Genomic DNA, 17,642 nt, shown 5'->3' on the forward strand with positions numbered 1-17,642 from the left:
TTCCACCTCCCAACACGTCAACACTCGATTTCATAAAAAATGAGAAAAACGAACAAACAATTGAAATGATTGGAGAATTTCGTTATCGCTGATATGCCGCCCGAAAAAGCAGCGATCCGGCACGGTCTTTGGCTCGGCAAAAGGTGGCCTTCCCGTGCATCAGGACCAACGTCGCCCGCACCATCCTCCCCGCGTCAAACCCCATATAAGGAGAGGCGCCCCGCATTCTCCATAATTCGGGTTCACACAGAGCCCGAAATCGCCGCTGATTTGACGCCGGCGGCCAAAACATGAGACATGAAAGCCGCTTGGCTCCGGCTTGGGGTCTTCAGCGTCTTCACGATGATCAGGACAGGGATCGACAGACCGGCATGACGGCAGACCGCGACATGATCCGCTCGCTGGGCACCGAACCTCCGATCCTGGCGGATGGTTTTCGCGCACCCGATCGCCGCGAGATCTCGCTGCGCTGGCTTTCCGGCACCTTCCTCACCGGCATTACATCCTGCATCCTCATGGGGGTCGCGCTCTTCGCGGCACTCGATGGTCGCCAGCAACTCGCCATCCCGGCCGAAGCCTATGCCGTGGCCCCACCCGAAGGGGCGGCAGCGTCTGCGCAGGATACCGTGCGCGGCGCCCGGCTCTTCGGCCCGAAGATCGCCGCCCGTCCGGTCGACAAGGCAATCCTCGATGTGCCGACCGTGATCAAGGACGGTGAGCGCGAGGTGGTGCGCAAACAGCCCTTCGCCCATGTGAAGATGGCGCTTGCCGCCGACTACGCCGTCCAGGACCGTTACCCCCCCTTCGATCCGCTCTCGATCTTCGCGATTGATCAGACCACGCCGCCCGTCGCCAACCGCACCGGCTCGCTCTATGGATCCAACATCGAATCCGAGGTCATCCTCAAGTCGAGCCCTTTCCCGAGCGTCCCGGACCTGCCCCTCGCCGGCGAGATGACCTTCGATGAGGTCGAGGAGAATGTGCGCTCCAACGGGTCGGTCCTGACCGATGGCGACAGCCAGGTCGCCGCGCTCTATTATATCGACCCCCGCCGTTTCGACACGGAAGACACCGGCATCGATCTCGCTGCAGGCCTGTCGGCCCGGGTGGTCGAGGAGAACATGAGCGTCGCCGAGCCGGAAGCCGTCACCGCGATGACGCCGGAATTTGCCGACGACGTGCTGCCGGTGCGCAGCGCCCAATCGGTCTCGGCGCTGATGATCTCATCGGGATATCCTTCCGCCAAGGCCGAGGACGTCGAAAAAGCGCTTGCCCCCCACATGCCGGGCAAACTGCTGGCGGTCGGCGACGTGCTGCGGGTCGGCCTGATTCAGCGCGGAGACGAGGTTCGTCTCGTCCGCTTCTCGCTCTATCACAATTCCGATCACGTCGTGACGCTGGCGGTCAACGACGGAGGCCGTCTCGTTGAAGGCAGCGAACCGCCGCAACTGGCCGCGATTTCCGGCGCCTTCGACGGATCGACCCCGGCCATCGTCACCGGCCGCGATCTGCCGCGCGCCTATGACGGCATCTACCGCGCCGCACTTTCCTACGGCATGAGCAAGGAACTCACGGCACTTGTCGTCCGCCTGCTCGCCTCGAATGTCGACTTCCAGGCCCAGTTGAAACCGACCGACATGCTGGAAGCCGTCTTCTCGGTGACCGACGAAGAAGGCAAGGCGACCGAAGATTCAGAACTTCTCTACGTGCGCGCCCGCTTTGGCGACACGATCACGCAATTCTACCGTTTCCAGGATCCCGAAGACGGCTCGATCGACTACTTCGACGAAGATGGCAAGTCGATCCGGCAGTTCCTGCTGCGCAACCCTGTCCCGAACGGCCGCTTTACCTCGGGTTTCGGCATGCGCCGCCACCCGATCCTCGGTTATTCGCGCATGCATACCGGCGTCGATTGGGCGGCCCCCCGCGGCACGCCGATCATCGCCGCCGGCAATGGTGTCGTGGAAAAGGCCGGCTGGGCTTCCGGCTACGGCAACCAGACCCTGATCCGCCATGCCAATGGTTACGTCACCTCCTACAATCACCAGAGCGGCATCGCCAAGGGCATCGTGCCCGGCGCCAAGGTAACGCAAGGCCAGGTGATCGGCTTCGTCGGCTCGACCGGCTCCTCGACCGGCGCACACCTGCATTACGAACTGATCGTCAATGGCACCAAGGTCGATGCGATGAAAGTCCGCCTGCCCGGCGGCAAGGCGCTGGACGGTCCGGCGCTCGCCTCTTTCGAAGAGGAACGGCAGCGCATCGACACCCTTCTCGAAAGCGGCGGCCGACCGGCCCAGGTGGCGAGCCGCTGAGGCAGCCGCAACCGGCAGCTCCCGCACATGATGGGCGACACAGCAAAACGGCGGCCCGATGGACCGCCGTTTCTTTTGGGTCAAGCGAGGCCGCAGATCAGGCCGCAGCGCTGACCGAGGTCTTCGGCGAGATCAGCAGCCGGTCACTGCCGGCCTCGATCCGGATCTCCGATCCATCCAGGACCTGACCCGACAGGATCTGCTCGGCCAGCGGATCCTGCAGGTATTTCTGGATCACCCGCTTCAACGGACGTGCGCCGTAGACAGGATCGTATCCCTTGTCCGCCAGCCAGTTGCGGGCATCGGGTGCCAGATCGATCGCGATCTTGCGTTCCGACAGCAGGGACAAGAGCCGCTTCATCTGGATATCGACGATCGCACCCATTTCCGAGCGGCGCAGGCGGTGGAACAGGATGATCTCGTCGACGCGATTGAGGAATTCCGGCCGGAACGAGGCCTTCACCACATCCATCACCTGGTCGCGCACCTGATCGACATCCTGATCCTCGCCGAGGCTGGTCAGGTAATCGGCCCCGAGGTTCGAGGTCATGATGATGATCGTGTTCTTGAAGTCGACGGTACGACCCTGCCCGTCAGTCAGACGCCCGTCATCGAGCACCTGAAGGAGAACATTGAACACATCGGGATGCGCCTTTTCGATCTCGTCGAACAGCACGACCTGATAGGGCTTGCGCCGTACGGCTTCGGTGAGCGCGCCGCCTTCCTCATAACCGACATAACCGGGAGGCGCCCCGATCAACCGCGCGACCGAATGCTTCTCCATGAACTCGGACATGTCGAGCCGCACCATGGCCGTCTCGTCGTCGAAGAGGAAACGGGCGAGCGACTTGGTAAGCTCGGTCTTGCCGACGCCGGTGGGGCCAAGGAAGATGAACGAGCCGATCGGCCGGTTGGGGTCCTGCAGTCCGGCGCGGGCACGGCGAACCGCACGTGACACCGCCTGCACGGCATCCCCCTGGCCGACAACCGATTTTGCCAGCTCGTCTTCCATCCGGAGCAGCTTGTCGCGTTCGCCTTCCAACATCCGGTCAACAGGAATGCCTGTCCAGCGCGACACGACATGGGCGATACCATCGGCGGTCACCACTTCCTGCACCATGTTGCCGATGCCCGACGCATCCTGGGCCTCCGCTTCGACAAGCTGCTTTTCGAGGTTCGGGATCACGCCATAGGCGAGTTCGCCCGCCCGCTGGAATTCACCCTGCCGCTGCGCGATCGCAAGTTCGTTGCGCGCCTCGTCGAGCTGCTTCTTCAGATCGGCAGCGAGACCAAGCTTCTGCTTCTCCGCCTGCCAGCGGGCCGTCAGCGCATCCGCCTCTTCCTCAAGCGAGGTGAGCTCGGTTTCAAGCCGGTTCAGCCGGTCGGCCGAGGCCGCATCGGTTTCCTTCTTCAGCGCCTCGCGCTCGATCTTCAACTGCATGATACGGCGGTCGAGTTCGTCCAGCTCTTCCGGCTTCGAATCCACCTGCATCCGAAGCCGCGATGCGGCTTCGTCCATCAGATCGATCGCCTTGTCGGGCAGGAACCGGTCGGTGATATAGCGGTTCGACAAGGTCGCGGCCGCGACCAGTGCCGAATCCGAGATCCGCACCTTGTGATGCTGCTCGTATTTCTCCTTCAACCCGCGCAGGATCGAGATCGTGTCCTCGACATTCGGCTCGTTGACCATGACCGGCTGGAAGCGCCGGGCAAGGGCCGCATCCTTCTCGACATGTTTGCGATATTCGTCGAGCGTGGTCGCGCCAACGCAATGCAGCTCGCCGCGGGCAAGCGCGGGCTTGAGCAGATTGGAGGCGTCCATCGCTCCATCCGCCTTGCCGGCACCAACAAGCGTGTGCATTTCGTCGATGAACAGAATGATCTCGCCGCTTTCCGACTGCACTTCCGAAAGCACGGCCTTCAGCCGCTCCTCGAATTCGCCGCGATATTTCGCACCGGCAATCAGCGCGCCCATGTCGAGCGCCATCAGCTTCTTGTCTTTGAGACTTTCCGGCACGTCGCCATTGACGATGCGCAGCGCCAGCCCCTCGGCGATCGCCGTCTTGCCGACACCGGGTTCACCGATCAGCACAGGATTGTTCTTGGTCCGGCGCGACAGAACCTGAATGGTGCGACGGATTTCGTCGTCACGACCGATGACGGGATCAAGCCGGCCTTCGCGGGCTTCTTCGGTCAGGTCACGGGCATATTTCTTCAGGGCATCGAAACCGGCCTCGGCATTGGCGCCATCGGCGGTCCGGCCCTTGCGGATTTCGTTGATCACCTGGTTGAGCGCAGCCGCCGTCACCCCGCCCTTCTTCAAAGAAGCGGATGTGGAGGCGGAGGATTCGATGGCCAGCGCCAGCAGCAGGCGCTCGACGGTGACGAAACTGTCGCCGGCCTTCTTCGCTGCATCTTCGGCGGTCGAAAATACCTTGGCGAGCGGCTGTGCCAGATAGACCTGGCCATTGCCGCCGGACACCTTCGGCAGTTTGGCAAGTGCTGCATCATTGGCGATGCGCACGGCCTTCGCATCCCCGCCCGCCCGGCTGATCAGCGACGACGCCATGCCCTGGTCGTCATCGAGCAGAACTTTCAGCACATGCTCGGGCGTGAACTGCTGGTGCCCCTCGGAAAGGGCATAGGTCTGCGCCGACTGCAAAAAGCCGCGCACACGTTCGGAATAGCTCTCGATATTCATGGTCTGTCTCCGTTTCCCCGCCCTGCCCGCATTCGGCACAGAACGGATGCTGTGGATCAGGCCCCCGGAACCGGCGGGCCCTGGCGCGGATCACCGCGCCCTTGATCGAGATATGGGAGTGGTTTTGTGCCCTTTAAAGAGGCATTTAAACGAAAAACTCCGGGCTTTCGCCCGGAGCTTTCATTCGTCAAATTGGCGTGGATCCAATCACTCGGTCTCGGCCGAAGCGAGCGCCGGAGCGCCGTCACCGTCAGCGTTTCCACCGCCTTCGCCACCTTCGTCGGCACCGGCACTGCGGCGCGGCTGGCGACGGGGACGATTGCCGGCAGCGCGGCGACGCGGCTGGCGTTCACCGCTGGCCTCGGCTGCGCTTTCGGCAGCAGCGGCTACGGCTTCTGCCGGCATGTCCTCGATGACCGGCTGCGGACCCGATCCGGCAATTTCCGGCTGCGGCTGAAGCTGGGGCTCTGGCTGACGCGGCGGGCGGTTGTGCTGCTGCGGCCGGTTCTGCTGCTGCGGACGCGGCTGCTGCTGCGGTGCCTGCTGGTTGCCGCGCTCACCGCCCCGTTCATTCCCACGATCATTGCCGCGCTCGGCGGTGTGACCATTGTTGTCGTCGGAACCGTCGAAGTCCTCGCCATCGCGCTCGTTATAGTCCTGGCGATCGTCGCGGTCGTCGTTGCCATCGCGGTCGTCGCGCTGGAAGCGTTCCTGCATCTGCGCCTGGGCGGCAGCGATGATGCGGTTATAGTGTTCGGCATGCTGCAGATAGTTTTCCGCCATGACGCGGTCGCCGGCACTCTGCGCATCGCGCGCCAGCGTCGAATACTTCTCTGCGATATGCTGAGCCGTGCCACGGATTTTGACGTCAGGACCCGAGCTGTCATAGGTCCGGGTCAGGGGGTTCTGGCCCTTGCGGTTGAAGTTGCCGCCGCCATTGCCGCCGCCACCGCCATTGTTGTTGTTACGCCCCCGACCACGCTTGTTCTGCTGTCCTGGCCTCATAGATGATTCACCTGAATGTCTCTGTTGTGCTGAAAAAGGGCAAAGCCGCTGGTTCTGGTTAGCCCGGACCAAGTCTCCACGCGCCGCCGGCAGACCGCGCTCTCGCCTTGCTCGCCGCTGGTGAAAGTCGAGTTTACTGAGTTACGCACCGGTCTTTTTGTGCTTCGCGGAGTTCGAAAGCGAACCGTGATCGAAGCCGGCCCAGACACGAACGAATCTTCGTTCTTTACCCCGCCGCCCGTTGCGTGCCCGCAAACTATTACGCTTCATCCGGAAAACCAAGCCTTTTTCTGTTTTTCCCGGAATTATCCTTAGCAGCCGCAGCAAACCCGTCAGTCACGCTTTGCGCTGAAGATCAACACACGATCGCGGCCGCCATGGTCGCGGCGCGCTTCAACGAGAAAAAAACCCGCCTGCTCAAAGACTTGCTTCACCTCGTCATGCTGGTCGTAGCCGATTTCGAGCCCAACGATACCTTCCGGCTTCAAATGGGCCGAGGCGTCCTTTGCAATGGCACGATAGGCGTCGAGACCGTCAGGTCCACCATCCAGAGCGGCGGCGGGATCATGATTTGCCACTTCCGGCTCCAGATCCGCCATCACCTCTGTGCGAATATAGGGCGGATTGGAGACGATGATGTCGAAGCTTTCGGACGTCTGCGCAAACCAGGGACCGACCCGTGTCGCAAAGCGCGCGCCGAGCCCGAGAGCCGCAGCATTGGCTGCTGCCGTCTTCAGCGCATCCTCGGAAATGTCGACGCCCACCGCCCGTGCGTCCGAACAGTCTGCGATGAGCGCCAGCGCAATTGCGCCCGTGCCCGTGCCGAGATCCACGATCTCGGCACGCCCTTGCCGGGCGATCGTGTTTCGCAGATAGGGCAACACGGCATCGACGAGCACTTCCGTATCGGGGCGCGGCTCGAGCGTGCCGGAGGAAAGCTTGAGCTCAAGCCCGTAGAATTCGCGCGATCCGAGAATCCGATAGACCGGTTCGCGCGCCAGCCGCCGCAGCACCGCCTGTTCCACGCGGGAAAGGTTTTCGTCCGATACCGCACGATCGCCACGCAACACCAGATCCGTATGGCTGAGCCCCAGCAGCTCCATCACAAGGATCCGCGAATCCTGATCGGCATCGGCAAGGCCGACGTCCTCGAAGCGCCGGCGGACGTCGTGGATCAGACCTCTCGCCGTTGCGCTCTTCTCGTTCACTGGATTTCGCCCAACTGCGCCAGCTGCCCGGCCTGGTAATCCGAGATCAGCGCATCGACCATTTCGTCGATGTCGCCCTCGATCATCTTGTCCAGCTTGTAGAGCGTCAGATTGATGCGGTGATCCGTCACCCGTCCCTGCGGGAAGTTATAGGTCCGGATCCGCTCCGACCGGTCACCGGAACCGACCTGGTTCTTGCGGTTGGCCGACCGTTCGCTGTCCACCTTCTGCCGCTCGATATCGTACAGGCGCGAGCGCAACACCTGCATCGCCTTGGCCCGGTTCTGGTGCTGCGACTTTTCCGAGGACGTGACAATCAGCCCGGTCGGCAGATGGGTGATGCGCACGGCGGAGTCGGTCGTGTTGACGTGCTGGCCACCGGCACCGGAGGAACGCATGGTGTCGATGCGGATATCTTCGGGCTTGATCTCGATGTCGATCTCTTCCGCTTCCGGCAAAACGGCCACGGTCGCCGCAGACGTATGAATGCGCCCGCTCGCTTCCGTTTCCGGCACGCGCTGCACCCGGTGCACCCCGGACTCGAACTTCAACTTGGAGAACACGCCCCGCCCGCTGATCGTCGCGATGATCTCCTTGTAGCCGCCGGCTTCGCCCTCGCTTGCCGAAAGCACATCCACCTTCCATCCCTTGGTGGAGGCAAAGCGCTCATACATGCGAAAGAGGTCGCCAGCGAACAATGCTGCTTCCGATCCACCGGTGCCGGCGCGGATTTCCAGGATCGCGCTCTTCTCGTCGGCCGCATCCTTCGGCAGAAGCAGGATCTGCATCTCGCCTTCAAGCCCTTCGATCCGGGTCTCCAACTCGGGCAGTTCCATCTCGGCGAGATCGCGCATCTCGCGATCCGTCGCCTTGTCCGAGAGCATGGTCCGCAGGTCGGCCGCCTCGTCGATCGCCGCCTGGTATTCGCGGATCTTCTTCACCACAGGCTCGAGCTCGGAATATTCCGACGCGAGCTTCACATAGACGTCGGCCGCCGGACCCGCCGACATTCGCGCCTCGATCTCGCCGAAGCGGCGTTCGAGTTCGCGCATTTTCTCGACAGGAAGCTTCGCCACCCTTTACTCCGGTTTCTTCGTCAAATGTCAGACGGGAATGTTGTTCTCAGTCGCAAAGCGGACGAGCACCTCGCGCACTGACACGCCGGGTGTGTTGTCGTCAAGCGCGGCCATCAGGACACCGGCAAGCTGGCCGACATCAAGACCGAGCAGCATGGCCTTGACCGGACCGATCGAGGTCGGCGACATCGAGATCGACCGGAAGCCGATCCCGAGCAGCGCCATGGCCGAAAGCGGCTTCGACGCCATCTCGCCACACAGCGTCACCGGCGTGTTGTTTCGGTCGCCGGCACGCACGATGTCCCGAAGAATCCGCAGGAAAGGCCGCCCCAGCACATCGAAGCGATCCGCCACCCGCGCATTGCCACGATCCACCGCCATCGAGAACTGGAACAGGTCGTTCGATCCGACGGAGACGAAGTCGACCTCGTCCATCAATTCGTCGAGCTGCCACATCAGCGACGGCACTTCCAGCATGACGCCGAACTGCAGTTTTTTCGGCAGCTGGTGGCCAAACTTCGACAGATGCTGCACTTCCTTCTGCATCAGGTCGCGCACGGCCCGGATCTCGGCAACCTCGGTCACCATCGGCAGCATCATCTTCAACTCGGCACCGGAAGACGCCTTCAGCAGCGCCCGCAACTGTGTCCTGAGCAATCCCGGCCGATCGAGCGACAGGCGGATTGCTCTCCAGCCCAATGCCGGGTTCTCTTCTTCCTGGCTGCGGAAATAGGAAACGACCTTGTCGCCACCGATGTCGAGCGTCCGGAACGTCACCGGCCGGCCGGCCGCCTGCTTCAGAACGCTGCGATAGAAGCTCTCCTGCTCCTCGCCTTTCGGCATGGTGGAGGAGATCATGAACTGCAATTCGGTGCGGAACAGACCGATGCCATCGGCACCCGAATCCGAAAGCTGCGGCAGGTCGACCAGAAGGCCGGCATTCATCTGCAGCTTGATCCGGTGCCCGTCCTTGGTAACCGGCTCGACATCACGCAGCGCCCGGAATTGCTCCTGGCGCTTCGCCCGCAGTTTGACCTTCTCTTCATAGGCCTTCTGCAGATCGGCGACCGGGCGCACATGCACCGTGCCGTCGTCCCCGTCGATGATCACGGGGTCGCCGTTTTCCGCCAATGCCACCGCACCCGCTGCCTGACCGACCACGGCGATGCCCATGGCCCGCGCGACGATGACGACGTGGCTGGTCACCGCGCCTTCTTCAAGCACGAGACCGCGCAGGTTCGCCCGCGGATAATCCAGAAGTTCGGCCGCCCCCATGGCGCGGGCAAAGACGATCGCGTCGTTCGGGAAACCTTCTGCCGTGCTGCGCGGCGAAAAGCCGGTCAGCTGCCTGAGCAGGCGGTTCGCCAAGTCGTCGAAGTCATGCATGCGTTCGCGCAGGTAAGGATCCGTCAACCGGATCATCCGCGCCTTGGTGTCGCTTTGCACCTTCTCGACGGCCGCTTCGGCCGTCAACCCGTTGTGGATCGCCTCTTCCATGCGTCGCACCCAGCCCTGGTCATGGGCAAACATGCGGTAGGTCTCGAGCACGTCGCGATGCTCGCCTTCCATGGAGATCTCACGCCGCGACAGCATGTCGTCGATCGAAATGCGCAACGATCCAAGCGCATCGGCCAGCCGACGGATTTCGGTCTCGCTGTCTTCGTTCAAGAGATTGGTGACGACGATGCGTGGCTCGTGCAGCACGACATAACCGAGGCCGATGCCTTCCGAATAGCTGTCGCCATTGATCGAGACCGGGCGCGTCAGGTCGAGTTCGAGACCCGGACGGGTAATCTTCTTGAGTTCGCCCGTCGCAATCATCTCGGCCAGAACCATCGCGGTGGTTTCGAGCGCTTCGAGTTCGTCCTCGCGATAATTCCGCGCGGCCTTGTTCTGTACGACGAGAACGCCAAGGCTCCGGCCGGCCCTGAGGATCGGCACGCCGAGGAAGGAGTGGTAAATTTCTTCACCCGTCTCGGGGAGATAGCGGAAGGCCGGATGCGCCTGCGCATCGGAGAGGTTGAGAGACTGCGCCGACGCCGCGATCGTCCCGACGAGACCCTGCCCCATCTTCAGCTGGGCCAGGTGAACGGCGTCCTTGTTCAGACCTTCCGTTGCGTAGAGTTCCAACACGCCGTCGGAGCGCAACACATAGACCGAGCACACCTCGGCGACCATGTTGCTCGCAATCTGGCGAACGATCCGATCAAGACGCTCCTGCGGCTCGAGCGGCTCCGCCATCATTTCGCGCAACCGCTTGAGCAGGACGCGGGGACCCGCAGAAAGGTCTCTCATCGCGCTTTTGCTCCACTTCCCATTGGTCAGCGGGCTGCTACCCTTGCCTTTTTAGGGGTCGGGCATCGGTTCTCCGCTCTCAGGAATCAATTCTTATCCAGACCGTAGCAGGAATGCAAAGTGCGAACCGCAAGCTCGGCATAGGGACCGTCGATCAGGATGGAAATCTTGATCTCGGAGGTGGTGATCGCCTTGATGTTGATGCCCTTCTCGGCGAGCGCCCGGAAAGCCGTCGCGGCAACGCCCGCATGGCTGCGCATGCCGATGCCGATGACGGAAACCTTGACCAGGCCCTTCTCGCTCTGGACAACGTCGAAGCCGATCTTGTCCTTGTTGGAGCCGAGCACGGCCAGCGCCTTGTCCACGTCGCCCGACGGCACGGTGAAGGTCATGTCGGTCTTCGAACCATCTTCCGAAATATTCTGGACGATCATGTCGACATTGATGTGGGATTCGGCGAGCGGTCCGAAGATCGCGGCCGACACGCCCGGCCGGTCGGCCAGACGGCGCAGCGAAATCTGGGCTTCATCCTTGGCATAGGCAATACCGGTGACGACTTCCTGTTCCACGATCTCTTCCTCATCGCAAATCAATGTACCGGGCGGGTTCAGGAGATCGCCCATGCCCGGCGCATCGGGATCTTCAAAGCTGGAGCGCACGAAGGTGCGGACCTTGTGTACCATCGCAAGCTCGACCGAGCGGACCTGCAGGACCTTAGCGCCGAGCGACGCCATTTCCAGCATTTCCTCGAACGCGATCTTCTTCAGGCGACGCGCCTTGGGCTCGATGCGCGGATCGGTCGTGTAGACGCCGTCGACATCAGTATAGATGTCGCAGCGATCGGCCTTGAGGCCGGCGGCAATCGCCACGGCCGAGGTATCCGAGCCGCCACGACCAAGCGTCGCGATCCGGTTGTCAGGGCCGATGCCCTGGAAACCGGCGACGACGGCCACCTGGCCCTCGCCCATGCGGCGCACGATATCCGAGCCGTCGATTTCCTGAATGCGGGCCGCGCCATGGGCGTTGTCGGTCTTGATCGGGATCTGCCACCCCTGCCAGGAACGGGCATTGATGCCCATCGACTGCAGCGCAATCGCCAGCAGCCCCGATGTCACCTGTTCGCCTGACGCGACGACCGCATCGTACTCGCGCGCGTCATAGAACGGCGAGTCTGCGCCTGCCACCTTCGGCATGGTCTGCACCCAGTCGACCAGCTCGTTGGTCTTGCCCGACATGGCCGAGACGACCACGGCCACTTCGTGACCGGCATCCACTTCGCGTTTCACATGGCGCGCGACGTTGTGGATGCGTTCCAGATTGGCGACGGAAGTCCCGCCGAATTTCATGACGATGCGAGCCATAGACTTGAACCATATGCCCTTGAGAACACGCCGCCTGAGCGGCGAAGAAACTGACGCCCTGCGCCACAGGCTGCAGGTTGCCGGGCTTTTAGCGAATATGTTCCTGGGGCGCAACGGTCAGGTATGGCCGAAACGGTACGCTCAGCCACGGAAAATCGCCGGAAATGCGCCATCCCCATGCTGCCTTAATTTGGAACCAATTCAGGCGCCAACCATCGCCCAACCGGGCTGGGAGCCGGTTCCTTTGAGTGTAAGCCGTTAATCCGGACAGGGCCGCATGACATCCAGCACCGAATTCTCCCCGCCACTCGATGATGCCGAACCGGCTCTGCGGACCTCCAGGCTCAATCGCTATGCCCGCCCGCTCGCCGCCGTCGCTGCACTCTTCGTCTTTGCGGCCGTCGGTTACGCGATCTACAGGCTCACCGAAGAGGTCACCTATGCCGATGTGGTGAACGGCCTGCGCACAACGAGCCCCGGCTCGATTGCGCTTGCCATCCTCTTCACGGCACTCAGCTTCGCGACCCTCTGCCTCTACGATTTGAACGCGCTGGCTCATATCGGCCGACGCCGCCCCTGGCCCGAAGTGGCCCTGACGGCCTTCAGCGCCTATGCCGTCGGCAATGTCGCAGGCTTCGGCGCGCTGTCCGGCGGCGCGATCCGCTACCGGGCCTATTCCCGTGCCGGTCTGTCCCCGGACGATATCGGGCGCATCATCGCCTTCGTCACGGTGTCCTTCTCCATCGGATTGGTGCTGGTGACAGCGCTAACGCTCCTCCCGGTCGCTGGCGAAATTGCCCCCTTGATCGGCCTGTCGCAGAACGTGCTCGTCGCGGGCGACATCGTGGTTCTGGTCGTGCTCGCGATCCTGCTGCTGATGGCGAGCGGTAATGGTGTGACAATCGGCGGACGGCGCCTGCGTCTGGCCGACAGCAAAACCATGTCGCGCCAGTTCATCGTCACCGTGCTTGATGTCGCCTTCTCGGCGTCCGTGCTCTACGCCCTGCTGCCGGCTGCCGCCGACATCAGCTGGCCGACCTTCTTTGCCATCTACGCGGTCGCCATCGGTGTCGGTGTGATCAGCCACGTGCCGGCCGGCATCGGCGTCTTCGAGACGGTGATGGTCGCAGCTCTGGGCAGCCATCTCGGCACGGAGGCCGTGCTGGCCTCGCTCGTCGCCTATCGCCTGATCTACTATGTTCTGCCGCTGATCGTCGCGATCATCCTCGTCACGGTTGCCGAACTCCGGCAACTGGCCACAACGCCCTTCTCGGCAGGCGTTGCCCGAACGGCGGGGCGCCTTGCGCCGACGCTCCTGGCAACGCTGACCCTCCTCCTCGGAGTCATGCTGGTCCTGTCCAGCGTCACACCGGCGCCGGATAGCAACCTTGATGCTCTGGCCGAGATCCTGCCACTGCCGGTCCTCGAAGGCGCCCACTTCCTTGCCAGCATTCTTGGCCTCATGCTCGTGATTGTCGCGCGCGGGCTTGCACAGCGGCTGGACGGTGCCTGGTGGGCGGCAGTTTTTGTGGCCGTGGCGGCACTCGTCCTGTCGCTCGCCAAGGCGGTCGCCGTCTACGAAGCCGGCATGCTGGCGCTTCTGCTGGTCGGCCTCGTCGCCAGCCGTCGCCTCTTCCAGCGTCCGGCCTCCCTGCTCCAGGCATTGAATTCGGCCTGGCTTCTCGCCGTCGGCGTCCTGCTCGTCGGCGCCATCGCCGTCATGCTCTTCGTCTACCGCGACGTCGAATACAGCCACGATCTCTGGTGGCAGTTCGAATTCTCCGCCGAAGCCCCCCGCTCTTTGCGCGCCGTGCTTGGTCTGACCATCTTCTCGATGGCGATCAGCCTGTTCAGCCTGCTGCGCCCGGCCACCTTCGCGGTCCCGCCCGCCGGCGAAACGGATCTGGAAAAGGCCGTCGAGATCCTCGATGTCAACGACATCGCCGACGCCAATCTCGTGCGCACCGGCGACAAGAGCGTGATGTTCTCGCCCGATGGCAAGGCCTTCCTGATGTATGCCCGCCAGGGCCGCTCTTTCATCGCCTTCCTCGATCCGACGGGCCCCAAGGCCTCGCGTGACGAACTCGTCTGGCAGTTCGTCGAAACCGCGCGCGCCACCGGTTGCCGGGCCGTGTTCTACCAGGCCTCGCCAGCCCTCCTGCCGGCCATCGCCGATGCCGGCATGAAGGCCTTCAAGCTCGGCGAACTCGCCATGGTCGATCTCCAGCACTTCGACCTGAAGGGTGGTCGCTGGGCAAGCCTGCGCCAGACTGCGACCCGCGGCGAGCGGGATGGCCTCTCCTTCGAGACCATCCCGGCAGACCAGGTCCCCGCCATCCTGGAAGACCTGCGGCGCGTCTCCGACAGCTGGCTCGACCACCACCGCGCCCGTGAAAAGGGCTTCTCGCTCGGCGCCTTCACCGACGCCTACATGAACGCCCAGCCGGTCGCGATCCTGCGCTGCGAAGGCCGCATCGTCGCCTTTGCCAATATCCTGCTCACGGCCACCAAGGAGGAGGCCTCGATCGACCTTATGCGCTTCTCGCCCGATGCGCCGAAAGGCTCGATGGATTTCCTCTTCGTCCGGCTCATGAGCGATCTGCGCGACCAGGGCTACCGCCATTTCAACCTCGGCATGGCCCCGCTTTCCGGCATGTCCCGCCGGCAGGTCGCCCCCGTCTGGGACCGCATCGCCAACACCTTCTATGAACACGGCGAGCGCTTCTACAACTTCAAGGGACTGAGAGCCTTCAAGGCCAAGTTCCATCCCGAATGGCAGCCGCGTTACCTGGCGGTCGCCGGCGGTCTCAACCCTGTCCTCGCGCTTCTCGACGCGACGCTCCTGATCGGCGGTGGACTGAAAGGCGTGGTGAAAAAATGACGTCGATCCTCAAAGCCTTCGCGCTGATCCTGACGCTGTCGACGGCCTCGGTCGCTCTGGCCGACGACACCCCACCACTCGACACCGGCATGATCCCAGCACCCCTGACACTCCTGCCCGACGATACCCCGAAGGCTTTGGTGGTGCTGCTGTCGGACAAGGACGGCTGGCAGGATGGCGACCAGCAGCAGGCAGAACGGCTGCAGCAGAACGGCGCCATCGTCGTCGGCATCGACACACCGAAATACCTGGCGTCCCTGGCAAAAGACACCGGCGACTGCATCTACACGGTCTCTGACATCGAGGAAATCGGCCATCAGCTGCAGCGCAAGGCCGGCAACTCGGCCTTCCTGCCGCCGATCATTGCGGGTCGGGGCCAGGGCGGCGCGCTGGCACTTGCGATCCTCGCCCAGACCCCGAAGGCCACCATCGGCCAGACCCTGGCACTTGACCCGGAAGCCGGTATCCCGGTCACCAAGGAGTTCTGCACGCCCGCCAACAAGACGCGCAGCGGCGACCGCATGGTTTACGGCCTGACCGATGGCGACCTGCCGGATCCGGCGACCGTTCTCTTGAGCCCGGCGGCTCCTGCCGATGGCCGCGATCACGTGACAAGCCTCGTCGCGGCCCATCCCGACATCGACCAGCGGGATGTGAAGGACGATGCCAACAAGGCCTATTCCGATGCGATCGATGAACTGATTGCCCTCGGCAACGCCACCGACACACCGCTCGGCCTGCCACTCACCATCCTGGAAACTGCGCCAACCAGCGACACCATGGCCATCATCTATTCCGGCGATGGCGGCTGGCGCGACATCGACAGCGAAGTGGCGGCCAATCTCCAGGCAAGCGGCATTCCAGTCGTCGGCGTCGACTCGCTCCGCTACTTCTGGTCCGAGCGGACACCGGAACAAACCAGCGCCGATCTCGCCACCATCATGCGCACCTACCAGAAGCGCTGGAAGGTTCGGCACGTGCTGCTCGTCGGCTATTCCTTCGGCGCCGATGTCCTGCCGGCCGCCTATAACGGTCTCTCGGACAAGCTCAAGGACCGCATCCCGCAGCTCAGCCTGCTCGCGCTCTCGCACCAGGTGGACTACGAAATTTCGGTCTCGGGCTGGCTTGGCGCAAATGACGGCAAGGGCGCCGGTGACCCGCTCACCGACATCAAGCGCATCGACCCGACAAAGGTACAGTGTTTCTATGGCGCCGACGAAGAAGACGACGCCTGCCGTGATCTGGCCGGGACATCCGTGGAGACCATCCAGCTCGATGGCGGCCATCATTTCGACGGGGACTACCCGGCATTGGCCAAGAAAATCTCGGATGGACTGGCCCGCCGGTTAAAGCCCTGAACGCGGCGAGAAGCCGACGCCTCATGAAATGACAAGGGCGGCCACGGGGCCTCCCTGCCTGCGACCTCCCACACTCTTGACTTTGGGCGGCATCAGGACGACTTGGAGAACCAAGTGTCGCCAGGAGGTTTTCCGTCATGAGTGCAGACGCACGCACCACCATCGATCAGTCCGAGGTCGACCGCTTTTCCGCCATGGCGGCCGAGTGGTGGGATCCGACCGGCAAGTTCAAGCCGCTGCACAAGATCAATCCGGTACGTCTCGCCTATATCAGGGACATGGTCTCAGCCCATTACGGCCGCGATCCAAAGGCCCATCGCCCGCTCGAAGGCCTGCGCATCCTCGATATCGGCTGTGGCGGTGGCCTTCTGTCGGAACCCGTCGCCCGCATGGGTGCAAGCGTGCTTGGCGCAGACGCTTCGGAAAAGAACATCAAGATCGCCATGACCCATTCGGCCCAGAGCGGCGTCGAGGTCGATTACCGCGCGGTCACCGCCGAAGCCCTGGCCGCGGCCGGCGAAACCTTCGACATCGTCCTCAACATGGAAGTGGTCGAACACGTCGCCGATGTCGAGTTCTTCCTGTCGACCTGCGCCTCCATGGTCCGCCCCGGCGGCCTCATGCTGGTCTCCACCATCAACCGCACGATGAAGGCGGCCGCCCTTGCCATCGTCGGCGCCGAATATGTCCTGCGCTGGCTGCCGCGCGGCACGCACCAGTATGAGAAGCTGGTCCGCCCCGAAGAGATCGAAGGGCCGCTCGCCCTGAGCGGCATGGGTGTCGTCGAGATGAAGGGTGTCTTCTTCAATCCGCTGCAGAACCAGTGGAACCTTTCCTCCGACATCGACGTGAACTACATGGTGCTGGCAAGCCGCCCCGGAGTGGCGGCATGAGTTCCCCTGAGGCCGTCATCGAGTGCTGGCTGCGCCACGGTCCCGAAGCCTGGTTTTCGCGCAACGAAGCCTTGGATGCGGAGATCGAGGCTGACTATGCCGATCTCCATTTCCAGGCATCCCGTTGCGCCCTGAGCCATTGGGAAGAAACACCGGAAGGCACGCTGGCACTTCTGCTGCTGCTCGACCAGTTCCCCCGCAATCTCTTTCGCGGCAGCGGCCATTCCTACGCCACCGATCCACTCGCCCGGGCCACGGCCCACCGGGCGCTCGCCAAAGGCTTCGACAAGAAGGTCGAACCAATCCTGCGCCCCTTCTTCTATCTGCCCTTCGAACATTCGGAAGACATCGAGGATCAGCGCTACAGCGTGTCGCTGTTCGAAAAGCACCGGGACGAAACGGGGGACGCTGAGACGCTGAAATGGGCGGTCGTGCATCTGGACTTGATCGAACGCTTCGGCCGCTTCCCCCACAGAAACGCCGCCTTGGGGCGTGAGACGACAGCCGAGGAACAGGCCTATCTCGACAATGATGGCTTCAAGGGGTGAA

Annotated in this window: 11 protein-coding genes; 5 read left to right on the forward strand and 6 right to left on the reverse strand. The window is 63.0% G+C overall.

Going from position 1 to position 17,642, the window contains the following annotated elements; all coding sequences use genetic code 11:
- The first annotated feature begins 371 nt into the window (after positions 1-371).
- Positions 372-2,315: a M23 family metallopeptidase gene (locus DMY87_RS09220; RefSeq protein WP_110791031.1), complete on the forward strand. Its 1,944-nt coding sequence runs from the start codon at positions 372-374 to the stop codon at positions 2,313-2,315.
- Positions 2,316-2,412: 97 nt separating this feature from the next.
- On the opposite strand, the gene clpB is transcribed toward DMY87_RS09220, so the two are convergent.
- The 6 genes from clpB to DMY87_RS09250 all read right to left on the reverse strand — a co-directional run bounded on the left by clpB (position 2,413) and on the right by DMY87_RS09250 (position 11,961).
- A complete protein-coding gene (gene clpB / locus DMY87_RS09225; RefSeq protein ID WP_110791032.1) occupies positions 2,413-5,016 on the reverse strand; it encodes an ATP-dependent chaperone ClpB in 2,604 nt (867 codons plus the stop codon).
- Positions 5,017-5,223: 207 nt separating this feature from the next.
- Positions 5,224-6,021 (reverse strand): DUF4167 domain-containing protein, encoded by a 798-nt coding sequence (locus DMY87_RS09230; RefSeq protein WP_110791033.1) that lies wholly within the window; start codon positions 6,019-6,021, stop codon positions 5,224-5,226.
- 332 nt (positions 6,022-6,353) lie between these two features.
- Positions 6,354-7,229, reverse strand: coding sequence for a peptide chain release factor N(5)-glutamine methyltransferase (gene prmC, locus DMY87_RS09235; protein WP_110791034.1), 876 nt, complete (start codon positions 7,227-7,229; stop codon positions 6,354-6,356).
- Complete coding sequence (gene prfA / locus DMY87_RS09240; RefSeq protein WP_110791035.1) at positions 7,226-8,305, reverse strand: peptide chain release factor 1; 1,080 nt, start codon at positions 8,303-8,305, stop codon at positions 7,226-7,228. Before prfA ends, prmC begins: the two co-directional genes overlap by 4 nt.
- A 27-nt stretch (positions 8,306-8,332) precedes the next feature.
- Positions 8,333-10,600, reverse strand: a complete 2,268-nt coding sequence (ptsP, locus tag DMY87_RS09245; protein ID WP_110791036.1) for a phosphoenolpyruvate--protein phosphotransferase — start codon at positions 10,598-10,600, stop codon at positions 8,333-8,335.
- Positions 10,601-10,686: 86 nt separating this feature from the next.
- Positions 10,687-11,961, reverse strand: coding sequence for an aspartate kinase (locus DMY87_RS09250; RefSeq protein ID WP_110791037.1), 1,275 nt, complete (start codon positions 11,959-11,961; stop codon positions 10,687-10,689).
- Positions 11,962-12,238: 277 nt separating this feature from the next.
- On the opposite strand from DMY87_RS09250, the gene mprF reads away from it, so the two are divergent.
- The 4 genes from mprF (at position 12,239) to DMY87_RS09270 (ending at position 17,641) form a co-directional block, all read left to right on the forward strand.
- On the forward strand, positions 12,239-14,842 hold the full coding sequence (gene mprF, locus DMY87_RS09255; RefSeq protein ID WP_110791038.1) for a bifunctional lysylphosphatidylglycerol flippase/synthetase MprF: 2,604 nt from the start codon (positions 12,239-12,241) through the stop codon (positions 14,840-14,842).
- Positions 14,839-16,200, forward strand: a complete 1,362-nt coding sequence (locus DMY87_RS09260; protein ID WP_110791039.1) for a virulence factor family protein — start codon at positions 14,839-14,841, stop codon at positions 16,198-16,200. Before mprF ends, DMY87_RS09260 begins: the two co-directional genes overlap by 4 nt.
- A gap of 137 nt (positions 16,201-16,337) precedes the next feature.
- Positions 16,338-17,093 carry a bifunctional 2-polyprenyl-6-hydroxyphenol methylase/3-demethylubiquinol 3-O-methyltransferase UbiG gene (ubiG, locus tag DMY87_RS09265; RefSeq protein WP_110791040.1) on the forward strand — a complete coding sequence of 252 codons (756 nt, stop codon included), beginning with the start codon at positions 16,338-16,340 and terminating at the stop codon, positions 17,091-17,093.
- Entirely contained in the window at positions 17,090-17,641 is a 552-nt protein-coding gene (locus DMY87_RS09270) for a DUF924 family protein (RefSeq protein ID WP_110791041.1), read from the forward strand. The genes ubiG and DMY87_RS09270 overlap by 4 nt, the downstream gene beginning before the upstream one ends.
- Position 17,642: the final 1 nt, after the last annotated feature.

It is taken from the genome of Peteryoungia wuzhouensis, from assembly GCF_003205195.1.
GTDB lineage: Bacteria > Pseudomonadota > Alphaproteobacteria > Rhizobiales > Rhizobiaceae > Allorhizobium > Allorhizobium wuzhouense.

Excerpts from the sequence above, each read along its gene's own strand:
- DMY87_RS09220 (WP_110791031.1), top strand. The coding sequence starts at position 372 with ATGACGGCAGACCGCGACATGATCCGCTCGCTGGGCACCGAACCTCCG.
- clpB (WP_110791032.1), bottom strand. The coding sequence starts at position 5,016 with ATGAATATCGAGAGCTATTCCGAACGTGTGCGCGGCTTTTTGCAGTCG.
- DMY87_RS09230 (WP_110791033.1), bottom strand. The coding sequence starts at position 6,021 with ATGAGGCCAGGACAGCAGAACAAGCGTGGTCGGGGGCGTAACAACAAC.
- ptsP (WP_110791036.1), bottom strand. The coding sequence starts at position 10,600 with ATGAGAGACCTTTCTGCGGGTCCCCGCGTCCTGCTCAAGCGGTTGCGC.
- DMY87_RS09250 (WP_110791037.1), bottom strand. The coding sequence starts at position 11,961 with ATGGCTCGCATCGTCATGAAATTCGGCGGGACTTCCGTCGCCAATCTG.
- mprF (WP_110791038.1), top strand. The coding sequence starts at position 12,239 with ATGACATCCAGCACCGAATTCTCCCCGCCACTCGATGATGCCGAACCG.
- DMY87_RS09260 (WP_110791039.1), top strand. The coding sequence starts at position 14,839 with ATGACGTCGATCCTCAAAGCCTTCGCGCTGATCCTGACGCTGTCGACG.
- ubiG (WP_110791040.1), top strand. The coding sequence starts at position 16,338 with ATGAGTGCAGACGCACGCACCACCATCGATCAGTCCGAGGTCGACCGC.
- DMY87_RS09270 (WP_110791041.1), top strand. The coding sequence starts at position 17,090 with ATGAGTTCCCCTGAGGCCGTCATCGAGTGCTGGCTGCGCCACGGTCCC.